This is a genomic window from Massilia niastensis DSM 21313, from assembly GCF_000382345.1.
Lineage (GTDB): Bacteria > Pseudomonadota > Gammaproteobacteria > Burkholderiales > Burkholderiaceae_D > Telluria > Telluria niastensis.
Genome location: NZ_KB908077.1, coordinates 234,795 through 250,216 on the forward strand (window position 1 = coordinate 234,795; position 15,422 = coordinate 250,216).

The 15,422-nt window shown below is 67.9% G+C and carries 12 protein-coding genes; 6 read left to right on the plus strand and 6 right to left on the minus strand.

Annotation, left to right across the window (positions count from 1 at the left end; translation table 11 throughout):
- Positions 1–8 precede the first annotated feature (8 nt).
- Together H162_RS0102240 and H162_RS0102245 are read left to right on the plus strand one after the other, a co-directional pair.
- The gene (locus H162_RS0102240; protein ID WP_020651815.1) at positions 9–2,102 is read left to right on the plus strand and encodes an ArnT family glycosyltransferase; all 2,094 of its coding nucleotides are present in this window, start codon (positions 9–11) and stop codon (positions 2,100–2,102) included.
- Positions 2,103–2,238: 136 nt separating this feature from the next.
- Positions 2,239–3,927, plus strand: coding sequence for a histidine kinase famiy protein (locus H162_RS0102245; RefSeq protein ID WP_020651816.1), 1,689 nt, complete (start codon positions 2,239–2,241; stop codon positions 3,925–3,927).
- A 65-nt stretch (positions 3,928–3,992) separates the two neighbouring features.
- Here H162_RS0102245 and H162_RS0102250 read toward each other — a convergent pair whose 3' ends face one another.
- The 4 genes from H162_RS0102250 to H162_RS0102265 form a co-directional block, all read right to left on the minus strand.
- Positions 3,993–5,474, minus strand: a complete 1,482-nt coding sequence (locus tag H162_RS0102250) for a DEAD/DEAH box helicase (RefSeq protein WP_229451888.1) — start codon at positions 5,472–5,474, stop codon at positions 3,993–3,995.
- 403 nt (positions 5,475–5,877) lie between these two features.
- The gene (locus H162_RS0102255; RefSeq protein ID WP_040786150.1) at positions 5,878–6,618 is read right to left on the minus strand and encodes an anti-sigma factor; all 741 of its coding nucleotides are present in this window, start codon (positions 6,616–6,618) and stop codon (positions 5,878–5,880) included.
- A 7-nt stretch (positions 6,619–6,625) separates the two neighbouring features.
- Positions 6,626–7,231, minus strand: a complete 606-nt coding sequence (locus tag H162_RS0102260) for an LON peptidase substrate-binding domain-containing protein (protein ID WP_156885435.1) — start codon at positions 7,229–7,231, stop codon at positions 6,626–6,628.
- A gap of 108 nt (positions 7,232–7,339) precedes the next feature.
- Positions 7,340–7,789 (minus strand): hypothetical protein, encoded by a 450-nt coding sequence (locus H162_RS0102265; protein ID WP_020651820.1) that lies wholly within the window; start codon positions 7,787–7,789, stop codon positions 7,340–7,342.
- Between the two features lie 193 nt (positions 7,790–7,982).
- Between H162_RS0102265 and H162_RS32480 the strand changes: the two genes are divergently transcribed.
- Entirely contained in the window at positions 7,983–10,274 is a 2,292-nt protein-coding gene (locus H162_RS32480) for a CHASE domain-containing protein (RefSeq protein ID WP_020651821.1), read from the plus strand.
- Positions 10,275–10,298: 24 nt separating this feature from the next.
- Here the strand turns inward: H162_RS32480 and H162_RS0102275 are convergent, their stop codons facing one another.
- A complete protein-coding gene (locus H162_RS0102275) occupies positions 10,299–12,206 on the minus strand; it encodes a bifunctional diguanylate cyclase/phosphodiesterase (protein ID WP_020651822.1) in 1,908 nt (635 codons plus the stop codon).
- A gap of 255 nt (positions 12,207–12,461) precedes the next feature.
- Between H162_RS0102275 and H162_RS0102280 the strand changes: the two genes are divergently transcribed.
- Together H162_RS0102280 and H162_RS0102285 are read left to right on the plus strand one after the other, a co-directional pair.
- The gene (locus H162_RS0102280) at positions 12,462–12,842 is read left to right on the plus strand and encodes a YbaN family protein (RefSeq protein ID WP_020651823.1); all 381 of its coding nucleotides are present in this window, start codon (positions 12,462–12,464) and stop codon (positions 12,840–12,842) included.
- A 75-nt stretch (positions 12,843–12,917) separates the two neighbouring features.
- The gene (locus H162_RS0102285) at positions 12,918–13,907 is read left to right on the plus strand and encodes a ribonuclease Z (protein ID WP_020651824.1); all 990 of its coding nucleotides are present in this window, start codon (positions 12,918–12,920) and stop codon (positions 13,905–13,907) included.
- On the opposite strand, the gene H162_RS0102290 is transcribed toward H162_RS0102285, so the two are convergent.
- Complete coding sequence (locus tag H162_RS0102290) at positions 13,838–15,058, minus strand: sugar-transfer associated ATP-grasp domain-containing protein (RefSeq protein ID WP_020651825.1); 1,221 nt, start codon at positions 15,056–15,058, stop codon at positions 13,838–13,840. The two genes, H162_RS0102285 and H162_RS0102290, sit on opposite strands and share 70 nt — an antisense overlap.
- On the opposite strand from H162_RS0102290, the gene H162_RS33825 reads away from it, so the two are divergent.
- The gene (locus tag H162_RS33825; RefSeq protein WP_156885436.1) at positions 15,057–15,299 is read left to right on the plus strand and encodes a hypothetical protein; all 243 of its coding nucleotides are present in this window, start codon (positions 15,057–15,059) and stop codon (positions 15,297–15,299) included. The two genes, H162_RS0102290 and H162_RS33825, sit on opposite strands and share 2 nt — an antisense overlap.
- The last annotated feature ends 123 nt before the right edge of the window (positions 15,300–15,422 follow it).

Consider the following 15,422-nt stretch of genomic DNA (forward strand, 5'->3'; position numbering starts at 1 on the left):
GACATCCCATGATGAGCACGGCCACCTCCCCCTCCGACAAACGGGCCTGGCTTGTCCTGCTCGCCGGCCTGGGCGCCGTCTTCGCCTGGTTGCTGTATCGCAACCTCGGCCTGCATCCCGCCATCTTTGCCGACGAGTGGTTCTACAGCAAGATGTCGCGCCTGCAGCCGCTGAACGAAGCGATCGTGCCCTCCTATCTCTACCTGTGGCTGTTCCGCGCCACCACGGCCTGCGGCGACGGCTTCCTCGACTGCGTGCGCATCGGCAATGCCATCCTGTTCGTCGGCGCCGGCCCCTTCATCTACCTGATCGGACGCAAGGTCGCGCGGCCGGGACCGGCGATCGCCGTTACCCTGCTGTGCCTGCTCGCCCCGATCAACCTGTACACCGCCTTCTTCATGCCCGAGGCGACCTATTACTTCGGCTTCATCGTGCTGAGCTGGGTGATGCTGACCTGCGCCACATGGGGCTGGATGCGCATGGCGCTGGCAAGCGGCGCCGTGGTGGGCATGATGAGCCTGGTCAAGGTGCATGCCCTGTTCCTGCTGCCGGCGCTGTGCCTGTACTTCGTGTGCGCGGCCTGGATGCGCGAGCCCGGCGGCCGCTGGCTGCGCCATGGCGTGGCCGCGGCGCTGCTGATGCTGGCGACCGCGCTCGGCGTCAAGTTCGGGCTCGGCTACCTGCTCGCCGGCGACCCCGCGCTCAGCCTGTTCGGAAGCTTCTATTCCGTCACTGCCGATTCGACCACCAAGCGCTCGGTGCTGTACCTGGCGTTTCCCGCCTTCGTCAACGGCCGCGGTCACCTGATGGTGCTGGCGGTATTGCTGCCGCTGCCGATGGCGATGCTGGCCCTGGCCCTGATCAGCCGCCGCGCGCGCCAGCAGGCCGGAACCGAGCTCAACCTCCTGTGCCTGTACACCTTCCTGATGCTGGGTTCGACCGCGGGGATGACCGTGGCCTATACCGCCTCGATCGCGGGCCTGGGGCCGCTGGAAGTGGTCCGCCTGCACCTGCGCTACTACACCTTCGTATTCCCGCTGCTGCTGCTGATCCCCGCCGCGCTGGTCGGCGCCCGCGACGCGGCGCGGCCGCCGCGCCTGGCCTGGCTGCCTGCCGTGCTGGTCGGCGCCGCCCTGCTGGCCGCGCTGGTGCTGCTGCCGCGCTACTCCCCCAATCCCATCGACGGTCCGGAAATCTCCGGCATCCACCTGCAGGCCTGGCCGGGCTGGGTGGTGGTCGGGTCCGGCCTGCTGGTGCTGCTGCTGTGGGCGCGCGGCAACCGGTTCGCGGCGCCGCTGTTCCTGTTCGCGGCGCTCCCCTTCACGCTGGTACTGGGCGGCATCGAAACCTCCGCCTACCTGCGCCAGGTCATCCCCGGCTGGCCGGCCGACAAGGCCGGCAAGCTGGCGCGCAGCCATGTTCCGAAGAGCGAGCACAAGCTGATCACGATCGCCGGCGACAGCGTGATGGACATCATGCGCGCGCAATTCCACATCGACGACAAGGATAGCGGCATGCTCGAACTGGCAAAGGGCGCGCCGATCGAGCCCTACCAGCTTCCGGTACGTCATCAATGGCTGCTCATCATCGGCCAGCACGCGCTGCCCAAGGGCCTGACGCCGGTGGTCGCCACCAGCGACTACGCGCTGGTGCGGCTCAACTCCGGGTTCCGGTCGCTCGGCGAGGCCCGCCTGTCGCAACCCTATGGCGGCGGACGCCTGCTGGCAGGCGCGCAAGGCCTGTCGATCGCGGAACCATGGGGACGCTGGTCGGACGGCAAGCACGTCGTCCTGCACTTCGACAGGCCGCTGCCGAAGCAGGCCGACATCATCATCAAGGCGCAGGCCTACGCCGACAACACGACCCTGCCGTTCACCATGCGCGTGGGCGGCCAGAGCGCCAGCTTCCGCCTGTCGGGCAGCCTGCAGGAAGTACGGCTGAGCTTCCTCACCGACGGCGCCCAGCGCAGCCTGACCATCGACGTGCCGCGTCCGACCGCGCCGCGCACGCTGGGCCAGTGGCCCGACGATCGGGAACTCGGCATCGGCATCGCCGAAGTCGCCATCGGGACCAGCGAGCCGGCCAGGGTGTCTGCCAACTGAGGGCGGCGACGCCCCGGTAAGCCCTTGTGTGTGCGCACGAACGGAGGCGCACGCGCCCAGCCCCTAGAGTGATGCCATACAGTGTGGTGGCGGGCGCCCGGGCGCCTTGCGGCCTTTTTTCTCGCAAGGAAAACCCATGGTACTCGGACCGGAGAAGGACGACACGCTCAAGAAGGAACTCGACGTGCAGGGCGGCGGCCAGAGCCTGGGCGTGCCGGCCGGCGGCGAAGTCGAGGGCAACTCCGTCCATCCGCTGGGCAACGTCGGCGTCAAGCACTGGCAGGCCAGCTATATCAACCGCGAAGGGCTGCAGGACCGCGGCAACATCTTCTTCGCCGCGGTCGAGATGACGCGCATGCCGATGCTGGTCACCGACCCGCGCCTGCAGGACAATCCTATCGTGTTCGTCAACAACGCCTTCCTCGACCTGACCGGCTATGACGAGCAGGAGGTGCTGGGGAGGAACTGCCGTTTCCTGCAGGGTCCCGAGACCGACGGCGCGACCGTGGCCGAGGTGCGCCAGGCGGTCGCGGAGCAGCGCGCGGTCGCGGTCGACGTGCTGAACTACAAGGCCGACGGCACCCCGTTCTGGAATGCGCTGTTCATCGGTCCCATCTTCGACCAGGAAGGCCACCTGCTGTACTACTTTTCCTCGCAGATGGACATCACCGAGCGCCGCTCGAACCTGGAATCCTACCTGCAGGCGCAAAAGATGGAAGCGATCGGCCAGTTGTCGGCGGGCATGGCGCACGACTTCAACAACCTGCTGCAGGTCATCAACGGCAACCTTGAGGTGGCCCTGCTGGCCGGCGGCGCCGACGGCAAGGCGGCCGAGCCGATCCGGCGTGCGCAGCGCGCCACCATGCAGGCCGGCAAACTCACCCAGCAACTGCTGACCTTCGCGCGCAAGCAGCGCCTGGAACCGCGCCGCCTCAGCCTGAACAGCCTGGTGGTCGAGTTTTCCGACATGCTGGTGCGCACGCTCGGCGACCGGGTCGAACTGCGCCTCGACCTGCGGCCCGGCCTGCCGCCCTGCACCATCGACCCGACCTACCTCGAGATGGCGCTGCTGAACGTGGTGATCAATGCGCGCGACGCGATGCCGCGCGGCGGCATGGTCACGGTCGGCACCGCGGTGCTGTCGGCGGAGCGGCGCCAGATGATGAACCTGGCGCCCGGCGACTACGTGTCGATTTGCGTGCTCGACCAGGGCGAAGGCATGACGCCGGAAGTGCGCAAGCGCGCGACCGAGCCCTTCTTCACGACCAAGGGGCCGGGCACCGGGCTCGGCCTGGCAATGGTGCACGGCTTCGTGCAGCAGTCGCACGGCAGGCTCGACATCGAGAGCGAGCCGGGCCAGGGCACCCAGGTGCGCATGGTGTTCCCGGTCTCGCTCAAGGCCCATGCGGACCAGGACGGCGATGTCCGGTCGCGGCCGTCCCAGGCGCAGGGGCGCAGGTGCTGCATCCTGGTGGTCGAGGACAACGACGACGTGCGCGAGCTGGCCGAGAGCATGCTCGGCATGGCCGACTACGAGGTGCTGTCGGCGCCCAGCGGCGAGCGCGCGCTGGAGATCCTGGAAACCCATGCCGGCATCGACCTGCTGTTCACCGACGTGATCATGCCGGGAGGAATGAACGGCTTGCAGCTGATCGACAAGCTGCGCCAGAAGCGGCCCGGGATGCCGGTGCTGGTGACCACCGGCTACATGGATGAGCTGCCGGGACGGGGCGGGCGCGGGGAAGCGCTGGATGTGCTGGCCAAGCCCTATCACCACCAGGAACTGCTGGACCGTATTCGCGCTGCGCTGAAGCGGGCGGCCTAGGGTCCAATCCAAAAAAGAAGGCCGGGATGCAATCCCGGCCTTCTGTCTTTATTGCTTCGCCTGGCTTACTGCTTCGGCACGCCGCCCAGCAGGAAGGCCAGCTTCTGCTTGGCCGGCTTGCTGGCCCCCACCGGCGCCACGACCGCGTCCTTGCGCGGTGCGCTCGACGGCTCGTAGGGCTTGAGGAACCACGGATCGACCTTCTCGCGGCGCGGACCCGGGCCGGGACCGGTGCGCGGTCCGCGCGCCGCCGGCGCCACACCCGGGGTGAAGTCGTCGGGGCGGCGGCCACGGCGTTCGGCGCCGTCACGGGCGCCACGCAGGCCGCCTTCGCGCGCCATGTCGCGCGGGCGCGACGGCGTCGGTGCGAAGCCGCTCAGCTCGCCGCGCGGGATGGATTGCTTGATCAGTTTTTCGATGTCGGTCAGCAGGCGCTCGTCCTTCTCCGAATACACCGACAGCGCGTCGCCCGAGGCGCCGGCGCGGCCGGTGCGGCCGATGCGGTGCACGTAGTCCTCGGCGTTGTACGGCAGGTCGTAGTTGATCACGCACGGCAGGTCCGTGATGTCGAGGCCGCGCGCGGCCACGTCGGTCGCCACCAGCACTTCGACCTCGCCCTTCTTGAAGGCGTCGAGCGCGGCCATGCGCTCCTGCTGGGTCTTGTCGCCGTGGATCGCGGAAGCCTTGATGCCGCGCTGCTCGAGGTGGCGCGACAGGCGCGATGCGCCGATCTTGGTGTTCGAGAAGATGATCACCTGCTTCAGCTCGCGCTGGCGGATCAGGTGCTCGACCACGTCGCGCTTGAGTTCCTCGTCGATCTTGTAGACCACCTGGCTCACCTTGTCGGCGGTCTGGTTGCTGCGCGCCACTTCGATGGTGAGCGGGTCGGTCAGGAAGGTGTTGGCCAGCTTCTTGATCTCGGGCGAGAAGGTGGCCGAGAACATCAGGTTCTGGCGCTTCTTGGGCAGCAGGTTGATGATGCGCTGCAGGTCGGGCAGGAAGCCCATGTCGAGCATGCGGTCGGCTTCGTCCATGACCAGCATCTGCACCTGGGCCAGGCTGATGTTCTTCTGCTCGACGTGGTCGAGCAGGCGGCCCGGGGTCGCGATCACGATCTCGACGCCGCGGCGCAGGGTCTCGGTCTGCGGCTTCATGTCCATGCCGCCGAATACCACGGTCGAGCGCAGCGGCGTGTGGCGCGAGTAGGCCTTGACGTTCTCGGCCACCTGCACCGCCAGTTCGCGGGTCGGGGTCAGCACCAGCGCGCGCACCGGATGGCGCGCCGGCGACATGCTGGCACTCGCATGCGCCATCAGGAGCTGGATGATGGGCAGCGAGAAGCCGGCGGTCTTGCCGGTGCCGGTCTGGGCCGCGCCCATGACGTCGCGCCCCTGCAGCACCACGGGAATCGCCTGGGCCTGGATCGGGGTCGGATGCACATAGCCCTGGTCCGAGAGCGCACGCAGGATTTCCGGCGCGAGGCCGAAATCGGCGAAGCGCACGGCCGGTGCACTACCGGTTTCGTTATTGTTCGGTGTATCAGACATATTCTTTTCGGGCATTCAATGGTTCAGCTCTACAGCCGGGCCTGCGGGCATGGCCGGCGCCATCATGGCGCACGGAAAGCTCCTGGGGGGACAAAAACGCGCGGCGTCCATCGGGTTCATTCTGCGGGAACGCACAGCCGGGACGCGCGGTCGGGGTGCTCCTTCATGGATCGATCCTGGGGGACCGGCTTCCGGGGAACGACGCCAGGACGCGGACGTAGAGGCACTTTCAGCGGGTGACACGATACCTGAAATCGGCACCCCTGTATATGCTGTCCTGCTTTCTGAGCAGAATGTCAACGGAAGCACACATGGTTTGCTGCTCACGTGGCCATTGATATCGGTGCCGGGTTCGATGATCTCGCCGCTAACTATCACCGCGTGGGCGGAAAATCCGCCCACCCTACGGCTTCCAGCCGCGCTGCTGGGCGCTGCGCTCGGCCACCGGGTCGAGGGGGGCGCCGGCGCTGCGCTGCTCGATCGCATCGAGCACCGCCTGGGGCAGCACGCTGCCGTCCAGGTAGGCGGCCCCGGCCTGGCCCTGGGCCAGCACCGGGATGGTCCAGCGTCCACCGGCGCGGCAGGCCAGCCCGGCGGTGGTGTCGACCACGAAGCTGCGGCAATAGCCGCCCTCTTTCGAGACGAAGGTGATGCCGATGCGCACGCCGGTGTCGGACGGACCGGGGCTGGCCAGCTGCCCGCTCAGCGCCTTGACCAGGCGGCCGCGCGCGACCAGCGCGCCGTCGCTCTCGACCAGGGTGACCACGCCGCTGTCGACCGCCAGGCCGCGCCAGCCGAGCATGCCTGCCAGCACGCCGGTGACCAGGGCCGCGCCCACCGCGGCCCAGTGGCGCGCGCTCCAGCTGGGACGCGACGGCGGTGGCGGCGGTACGGGGCGGCCCGGACGCAGGGCGTCCAGGTGCACCACCTTGGCGCCGCCGGGCGGTACATGGCGCTGGGAATGGCTGGAACCGTCATGGCCGTTGGCGGAGACCCCGACCACCCGGCTGCGGCGCGCCCGGTGCTGGGCGATCCGCGCCGCCAGGATGGGATCGGCGCGCATCGCCCGCTCGACCGCCGCACGCGCCGGTTCGGCGAGTTCACCGTTGATGTACGCGATCAGCAAGTCGTCAGAAAATTTCATGACAGCACTATGATGTGATCAAACCATGTTCATCTAGCACATCATGCAGCAATTCGAGCCGGATGACAGGATTATCTAGCATCAGCATGTGATGTTTCTGCTGATTTGGCAAGGGCAATAGCTCGCACCAGCGATTCGCCACCCAGCCGCAGTCGTCCATCCGGAACGGCGGCTGCACCGGCCAGCGGTGCTGGGGCACGTCGTGCAGCGAGGCCAGCACCCGGTCGAGCGCGTCGGAGGCGCCCTGCAGCTCGGACGGGATGCGGACCGCGTGGTCGTCCTCGACCAGCTCGGCCTCGGCCATCCACAGGCCGTTCAGGCGTTGCTCGGCGGTGACAACATTGAAGCGCGAACCGCCGCGGCACACGACCTGCAGCAGGCCGGGCGTGGTGGCGGTGGTTTCGGTCACGGACGCGATCGTACCCGAGGCAACGAAGCGTTCCTGCTCGCCATTCGGCAGGCGCACTTCATGTCCCTGGGTCAGCAGGACGACGCCGAACGGCGTGTCGTCGGTCAGGCAGCGGCCGATCATGTCGAGGTAGCGCACCTCGAACACCTGCAGCGGCAACACCCCGTCCGGAAACAGCACCGTACTGAGCGGAAACAGTGGCATGGAGATCGTCGACATGGTCCCATGATGACAGAATCGCAGCCGGAAAGGGAGCACGATTGCATGGGACTTTTGACCATGAAACGTGCATATCGGGGCCTGCGGCGGCGCTCAGCCGTCCGGCGCGCGCAGCGGCAGGTAGCGCAGGACCTGGCCGAGATTGGCGAGGCGCCAGCGCAGCCGTCCCCAGCCGGGATCGGGCGAGGCCAGCACCCGCACCCGCACCAGGCCGCCGATCACCGCCGGGCAGGCGAAGGCGAACTCGCCCTCCTCCTCGAAAGGCAGGCGGAACTCGCGTCCCGGCGCGACGTCGACCGGCCCGAACACCAGCGGCACGGTATCGCGATTGCGCAACAGCAGGACGTCGCGCACCCCGCGCGTCAGGCGGATCTCGGCGGGCACGGCCAGGCCGGAGGCATGCGCCCCGCGCGGCACGTCGAGCAGCAGTTCGTGGCTGCCGCCGCCCAGCGGGGCCAGCGCCGCCCACAGCAGCGCGGCGCCGAGACCGCCGCCCAGTCCGGCCAGCGGCCAATGGCGGCGCACGATGGGCGGCAGGTTCATGGCAGGCGGGCCGGCGCCGGCGCGCCATGCAGGATGAATGGTTTCACGAGAACAGTCCGAATTGCACGATGAATGGGTGATAATACTTTATTGCCAAACACGCAAAGTCGCGTGCGCCTTGCGGGGGCAAGGATGGGTATCCTGAAGTTCCGATCAATCCTGACGCCTCGTCTTCCAGGACGCTCCCGACCACATGCCGCCGTCCGACCAGCGCTTCCCGCCCGCCAGCCGGCTTCCCGTGCCGGGATCGGGCCATGGGCCGCTGCTGCTGGCGATGCTGGTGTTCCTGGTGGCCGTGGTGGTGACCTACGGCGCCTGGAGCAGCGCCCGGCGCGACACCGGGGCCCAGCTGCGCGAAGCCTTCGACTACCGCGCCCACGACATGACCTACAGCATCGGGCGCCGCATGGCGGTGTACGAGCAGGTGCTGCGCGGCGCGCGCGGCTACCTGCGCGGCTCGGTGGCGGTCAGCCGCGCCGATTTCGCCGAGTATTACCGGGTGCTGCGCCTGGACCAGTTCTTCCCCGGGCTGGAAGCGATCGGGATCGCCACCCTCATCCCGCCGGGGAAGCTGGCGGCGCACGAGGCGGCGGTGCGCGCCGAAGGCTACCCCCACTACCGCGTGCAGCCGGACACGCCGCGCGAGGTGCATACCGCGATCTCGCACATCGAACCCTATTCCGGACGCAACCTGCGCGCCTTCGGCTTCGACATGTACAGCGAGCCGGTACGGCGCGCCGCCATGGAAGCCGCGCGCGACAGCGGCCAGGCGGCGCTGAGCGGCAAGGTGATCCTGGTGCAGGAAGGCCATGCCGGCCGCCAGTCGGGCTTCCTGATGTACCTGCCGGTATACCGCAGCGGCATGCCGACGGCCAGCATCGCGCAGCGCCGCGCCGCGCTGGTGGGCTGGGTGTATGCGCCGTTCCGGATGAACGACCTGATGCGCGGCGTGGGCGGCAGCAGCGCGGCCCTGCTCGACATCGAGATCCACGACGGCGCCAGCCCCGGCCCCGACACCCTGCTGTACCGCTCGCCCGAGACGGCCCGCCTCGACCAGCCGCGGGTCGAGACCAGCTCGCGCCTGGCGATCGCCGGCCACACCTGGACCGTGACCCTGCGCTCCGGCGCGGCGCTGGAAGCGACCCGGGAAACCAAGCGCCCGCTCCTGATCGCCCTGACCGGGATCGGGCTCGGCTTCCTGCTCGGCCTGGTGGTCTGGCTGCTGGCCACCGAGCGCCGCCGCGCGCTGCAGCTGGCCCGTTCGATGACGCTCGAACTGCGCGAGTCGCACGACCGGATCGCGGCGGAACAGCAGCGCATCAAGGTGATCCTGGAAAACGCCCACGACGGCTTCATCGCCGTCGACCCGGACGGCCGCATCACCGACTGGAATGCGCAGGCCGCGCGCATCACCGGCCTGGCCGCCGCGGACGCGCTCGGGCGCCCGGTCGAGCAGCTGCTGCCCGAGGAACGGCGCGCCGCCTTCCGCGCCGCCTTCGCGGCCTTCGCGCACGGCGGCGAGTGCGCGCTGCTGGGACGTACGACCGAGACCAATATCCTGCACGACAGCGGACGCCTGGTGCCGGTCGAGCTGGCGGTGACCGTGCTGCCGGCCGCGGACGGCAAGGGCGCCAGCGTCTTCATGCGCGACATCACGCCGCGGCGCGAGGCCGAGGCGCGCGAGCAGCAGCGCCAGCAGCGCCTCGACGAAGCGCGCCAGGCCCTGCTGCGCTCGCAGAAGCTGGAAGCGGTGGGCAAGCTGACCGGCGGCGTCGCCCACGACTTCAACAACATCCTGCACATCATCAGCGCCAACGTGCAGCTGATGCTGCGCGCCGAAGGACCGCCCAGCCGCAAGCGCCTGCACAGCATCCTCGACGCGGTCGAACGCGGCGCCAGGCTGGCCGGCCAGCTGCTGGCCTTCGCGCGCCGCCAGCCGCTGCACCCGACCGTGGTCGACGTGGCCCAGCTGCTGGAACGGATGGACAGCCTGCTGCTGCGCGCCGCCGGCGACAGCGTCACGGTCGAGCGCAGCGCCGCGCCCGACCTGTGGCCGACCCTGGTCGACCCGAACCAGCTCGAGAACGTGCTGCTGAACCTGGTGATCAATGCGCGCGATGCGATGGACGGCGCCGGCGACATCGCGCTGCGCCTGTCCAACGTGACGGTGGACAGCGCCGCCGCCCAGGCCGATCCCGAGCTGACGCCGGGCGACTACGTGTCGGTGGTCGTGGCCGACACCGGGCACGGCATGCCGCCCGAGGTCATGGAGCGCGTCTTCGAACCCTTCTTCACCACCAAGCCCGAGGGCAAGGGCACCGGGCTCGGGCTGTCGATGGCGCACGGCTTCGTGCGCCAGAGCGGCGGCCATATCCGGCTGGCGAGCACGCCGGGCGCCGGCACCACCGTCACGATCTACCTGCCGCGCCACGTCGCCCCGGTGACGCACCTGGCCCCCGAACCCCAGGCCAGGCTGCATCATTGAGGGTCCGCCCGGCGCGCGGGCGGATCACTCCACCCGGCTGCGGTAGCGTCCCGACACCCGGTTGCGCCCATGCGCCTTGGCGTCGTACATGGCCAGGTCGGCGCAGCGCAGCAGCGCCTCGCTGTCGCCGCCGCAGTCCGGATACAGCGCGAACCCGAGGCTGCCCGAGATGCGCAGCACCCGCTCGCCATCCTCGAAGGGCTCGTCGAGGCGGGCCAGGATGTTGTGGGCGACGCGCTCGGCGTCGGCCGCCTGGTCGCAGCGCGGCAGCAGCACCACGAACTCGTCGCCGCCGATGCGCGCCAGCGTGTCCGACTCGCGCAGCGAGGCGCGCACGCGCTGGGCCACCATGCGCAGCAGGCGGTCGCCGACCGCATGGCCATGGGTGTCGTTGACCGGCTTGAACTCGTCCAGGTCGAAGTAGATCACGCCCACCTTGTGGCCTTCGCGTCCGGCCACCAGCAGCGCCTGGCGCAGGCGGTCGTCGAACAGGACGCGGTTCGGCAGCCCGGTCAGCGCATCCTCGTGCGCCATGCGGCGCATGCGCGCTTCCTCGATCTTGCGCGCGTCGATGTTGGAGAAGGTGCCGACGATGCGCAGCGCCCTGCCCGTTTCGTCGCGCTCGGTCACGGTGCCGCGCACCTCGATCCAGCTCCAGTCGCCATTGCGCATCCGCACCCGGAGCTCGGTCACGTAGTCGGGGGTGCGGCCGGCGAAGTGTTCGCGCAGGGCGTGGCGCACGTCCGGCACGTCGTCCGGATGCACGATCGCGTCCAGTTCGTCGTAGAAGGGGATCACGCTGCGCTCGGTGTCGAGGATCTGCTGGGCGCGCGGCGACAGGGTCGACCAGCCGCTGACCAGGTCGCAATCCCAGACGCCGTCGCCGGCGGCCTTGAGCGCCAGCTTCCAGCGCGCCTCGGCGGCGGCCAGCGCCTTGATCGCACGGCGGCGGCGGTCGGCCGCGCCGATCGCCGCCCAGCCCAGCACGCCGAGGACGGCCGATACCGCAGTGCCGCTGTAGGCCATCACGGCGCGCTGCTGCGCGTAGCGCGCGGCGGCGTCGCGCACCGACTGGCCGACCGTGACGGTCAGGCCGTATTCGGGCAGCCTGCGCCAGGCGTAGTAGCGGTCGATGCCGTCGACCTGGCTGGGCCGGCGGAAGCGGCCGCTGACGGGACTGGACTCGTGGAACGGCACGTTGTGGAGCACCTTGCCCATGTCGCGGTTGCCGCGGCTGCCATCCACGCGCGTACTGCGCGCGATCAGCGTGCCGTCGCCGCGCACCAGGCCGATCGACGCTTCCGGACCGAGGTCGATGTTGTCGTAGAAGCGGGCAAAGTAATCCGGTGCGACCGAGGCCGCGATGATGCCGAGCAGGCGGCCGTGCGCGTCGCGGATCGGCCGGGTGAACTGGACGGCCCAGGCCTTGCTGATGCGGCACAGGTCGGGACGGCTGACATACAGGCGGTCGCCCTCGCCGTCGACATGGGTGCGGAAGTGCGCGAGGTCGCCCAGCGCCAGCCCCTTTGGCGCCGGGCCGCCGTTGGTGTACAGCAGGCGGCCGCCGGCATCGGTCACGGTGATGTGCATCGGCACCCGGCTGTCCAGGTGGCGCGCGTGTTCGGCGACACTGTCGGCAAAGCTTGCGCGGTGCTGTTTCCAAGTGCTGCGCAATTGCACCAGGGTCAGGTCGACCATCCCCATGCTGGCCCGGACCTCTTCCCCGAAGGCGCGCGACAGGTTGCTCAGGTCGTTGCTGCTGCCGGTTTCGGCCAGCGCGGTGAAGCGCGCCTGCTCGACCGCCACCAGGCCCCAGACCACCGGCAGCATCAAGGCCAGGTAGAGGCCCAGGTTGCGCAGCACGCGGGGCTGGAAATAGCTGCGAATGGGAGCCTGCAGCGACGGCTCGGGAAAGGCGGGAACAGAGGCCATGTGCGACGCAACGCCTGGCGCGGCCAGGGGGTAATCGACCAGAAGTAGGCATGCAGCCGGGCGTTCAGTGTGCAATGCCCGCTACTGTCGAACAAACGCGCCCGTCGTTGAAGCTTCCATTATACATACGTTGCAAAATAGAATTAAAAGTTACTCTTTACTACGTATTGAGAGTGTTTTTTAGCAACAGACAATATGCTTGTAGCATGGGATATTCTTTCGCCCCCTTCCGGTTTCCAATGCTAGAGTAAAAGCATGAAACTGTTCTACAACATTGCGGGCGCCATCGCGATCGTCCTCGCGCTCCTGGGCATCTTCCTGCCGCTGCTGCCGACCACGCCCTTCCTGCTGCTGGCCTCGGCCTGCTTCGCGCGCGGCTCGAAGCGCCTGCACCACTGGCTGCTGACGCACCCGGTGTTCGGCGAATACCTGCGCAATTTCGAGGCGGGGCGCGGGATTCCGCTGGCGGCGAAGGTCGTCGCCACCGTGCTGCTGTGGATCTCGCTCGCGGGCACGATGCTTCGCTATGACAACATGGCCCTGTACGCGGCGCTGCTGGCGACCGGCGTCGGCGTCAGCACCTATCTATGGTGCTTCCTGCCGACCCTGCGCCGTCCTCCGCGCCGCGATACCTGAGCACGGGAGAGCCGGTCAGCACAGGCGCGCCGCGGTTTCCGGATAATGAGGGTTCGTTCCCGCCCCGAGGCCCCCATGGAAATCCTGTTTCTCGGCACGTCTTCCGGCACCCCTACCCGGCAGCGCAACATGACGGCCGCGGCGCTGCGCGCACGCGGCGCGCGCGACTGGGCGCTGGTCGATTGCGCCGAAGGCACCCAGCACCGCCTCCTGCGCGCCCCGCTCTCGCTGATGCACCTGCGCGCCGTGTTCATCACCCACCTGCACGGCGACCACGTCTACGGCTTGCCGGGGGTGCTGGCCAGCGCCGGCATGCTGAACCGCAGCGAGCCCCTGTGGCTGGTCGGCCCGGCGCCATTGCGGACGATGATGGAGTGCATCATGGAGTCGACCCAGCTGCGCCTGCCCTATCCACTGGTCTTCCTCGAACCGCAGGACCTGCCGGATGCCGCCGTGCTGCCCGACTTCGAGGTCGACGCCACCCCGCTCTCGCACCGCCTGCCCTCCTGGGCCTACGGCTTCACCGAAGCGCGGGTGGAGCGCCGCCTCGATCTCGAGCGGCTCAGGCGCGACGACATTCCGCCGGCGCCGGCCTGGAGCCAGATCCAGCGCGGCCAGGACGTGGTGCTGCCCGACGGGCGGACCGTGATCGCGGAACACTACCTGCACGAGACGCGCCGGCGCCGCAGGATCGTCATCGGCGGCGACAACGACACGCCGGAATTGCTGGCGCAGGCGGCCCACGGGGTGGACGTGCTGGTCCATGAAGCCACGTACACCGAAGAGATCCTGCAAAAGATCGGCCCCGGCCCCCAGCACAGCTCGGCGCTGCGGATCGCCCGCTTCGCCGCCGCGGCCGGGGTCCGGAACCTGGTGCTGACCCACTTCAGCCCGCGCTACCAGGAACGGGGCGGCGCCCTGCCGCTATCGGACATCGAGCGGGAAGCCCGCTCCGTGTACGAGGGGCCGCTCTACCTGGCCAAGGACCTGGACCACTATGTGCTCGACCGGTCCGGCGAGCTGCGCCATATCGAGGACAACCCGGGCCGGGGCGGCTTGGCATAGGGCCGGGCATCGTTCGCATCGTCCGTGCTGGCCGTGCTGGCCGTGCTGGCCGTGCTGGCCGTGCCGGGCGTGGCCGCAAGGTAGTCGTCGATGATCTTCCTGAAGCCTTTCTTGCAGGTCATCTGAAGACCGTCGATATCGTAGCGCCAGTTGGCCTCGACGATCACCGGGCCCTCGTCGGTAATGGCCACATCCCAGCCGACCGTATGCAGGCCGTCGATGGACACATGGGCCTTGCGGGCCAGTTCCAGTACCTCCGGCCAGTACGGCATGCGCATGCCGACCATCGGCGCCCCGGAGCGGGGATGGTGGACCACATCGGTGATGGTGGGCCAGCCTTTCGTCTTCGATCCTCGCGCCGTGGTCAGTGTCCCCGACTCGACATCGATGGCGCCCGACAGGTTTCCACTCATGCCATTGCAGAAGCTGTCCACGTCCGAGTCGCCGGCGACGATGCGTATGGTGGTCGCCAAGACCTTGATCTGCCCTGAATGCCGGAAGGTGACGACCCGGACCGTCGACAGGCCTTTCGCCTGGGTCAGGTTGCGGATTGTCTGGTGATTGTAGAGCTTGCGCTGCACGATCAGCGACCTGGTGCGCGCCAGCGCCTTGATGCAGTACTGGAAGAAGTCCTCGTACGACCCCGTGTTTCCAGACCATGCCAGCCCGGTCGGGCTCACGGTCAGCGCAAAGGCGCCCTCCCCGTGGGAACCGTGACTGGGCTTGATGAAATACTCGCCCGGCACCAGCACTTGCGCCAGCTCGTGCGCGGAGTAGGCACATCGGACCGGGGTAGGTTCGGGACGCGGCGGGGTGATGAGCGCGAGGATGGCGACGGTCGGGATCTGGTGTTCGGTGCAATGTTCGAAAAACCGGATTTTATCGTCCGCAAGCAGACGCGCTTCCTTGGAGGTGATGGCCGCATAGCGGGCCTTCAGGGGCTCATTGACCAGGTAGTCGGGCCAGGTGCTTCTGGGTACTTCGGCAAAACCATACAGCGAGAACAGCCTTGCCCCGATCCCCAGGCCGAGCCGGGAATACAGCGGGCCCCAGACCAGGTGCAGGTCGGACGGTTTTCGGATCGATGAAATGGCGTATTTTTCCGCCCGGGCATAATCGGCGATGCTTTCAAGAAGAGCTGGGAGATTCATGGCAGTCGTAGCCTTATTTAATAATATGCAACGCGGACCGATAAATCATTATTGTTGCTATACGGCTCGAACGATTTCTCTTACATTAACAAACCAAGCGCAAAGGAAATATATTGAAAAACCAGATTCCTGTCATCCTGGGCCGGAAAGTCCTGCTGAAATGAATGAGCAGAAATTGTGCCAATCAACTCTACCACGCCAAATAATTGAAATGGTTGCATTTAATTTTTGTCTGGTTTGAGTGACATATTTGAGTGTAAGAAAAATCGACAGTCATGATTTTCTAAATAGGAAATAATCCATGTCGATGAGAAATTGAGGAAATATGGCGCCAAGGAATGTTATTACGACGAAAAATTTGTAT

What these genes read in the sequence shown, in the direction of transcription:
- H162_RS0102240 (WP_020651815.1), top strand. Translation starts at nt 9, where the DNA reads ATGATGAGCACGGCCACCTCCCCCTCCGACAAACGGGCCTGGCTTGTC.
- H162_RS0102245 (WP_020651816.1), top strand. Translation starts at nt 2,239, where the DNA reads ATGGTACTCGGACCGGAGAAGGACGACACGCTCAAGAAGGAACTCGAC.
- H162_RS0102250 (WP_229451888.1), bottom strand. Translation starts at nt 5,474, where the DNA reads ATGTCTGATACACCGAACAATAACGAAACCGGTAGTGCACCGGCCGTG.
- H162_RS0102255 (WP_040786150.1), bottom strand. Translation starts at nt 6,618, where the DNA reads ATGAAATTTTCTGACGACTTGCTGATCGCGTACATCAACGGTGAACTC.
- H162_RS0102260 (WP_156885435.1), bottom strand. Translation starts at nt 7,231, where the DNA reads ATGCCACTGTTTCCGCTCAGTACGGTGCTGTTTCCGGACGGGGTGTTG.
- H162_RS0102265 (WP_020651820.1), bottom strand. Translation starts at nt 7,789, where the DNA reads ATGAACCTGCCGCCCATCGTGCGCCGCCATTGGCCGCTGGCCGGACTG.
- H162_RS32480 (WP_020651821.1), top strand. Translation starts at nt 7,983, where the DNA reads ATGCCGCCGTCCGACCAGCGCTTCCCGCCCGCCAGCCGGCTTCCCGTG.
- H162_RS0102275 (WP_020651822.1), bottom strand. Translation starts at nt 12,206, where the DNA reads ATGGCCTCTGTTCCCGCCTTTCCCGAGCCGTCGCTGCAGGCTCCCATT.
- H162_RS0102280 (WP_020651823.1), top strand. Translation starts at nt 12,462, where the DNA reads ATGAAACTGTTCTACAACATTGCGGGCGCCATCGCGATCGTCCTCGCG.
- H162_RS0102285 (WP_020651824.1), top strand. Translation starts at nt 12,918, where the DNA reads ATGGAAATCCTGTTTCTCGGCACGTCTTCCGGCACCCCTACCCGGCAG.
- H162_RS33825 (WP_156885436.1), top strand. Translation starts at nt 15,057, where the DNA reads ATGGCAGTCGTAGCCTTATTTAATAATATGCAACGCGGACCGATAAAT.
- H162_RS0102290 (WP_020651825.1), bottom strand. Translation starts at nt 15,058, where the DNA reads ATGAATCTCCCAGCTCTTCTTGAAAGCATCGCCGATTATGCCCGGGCG.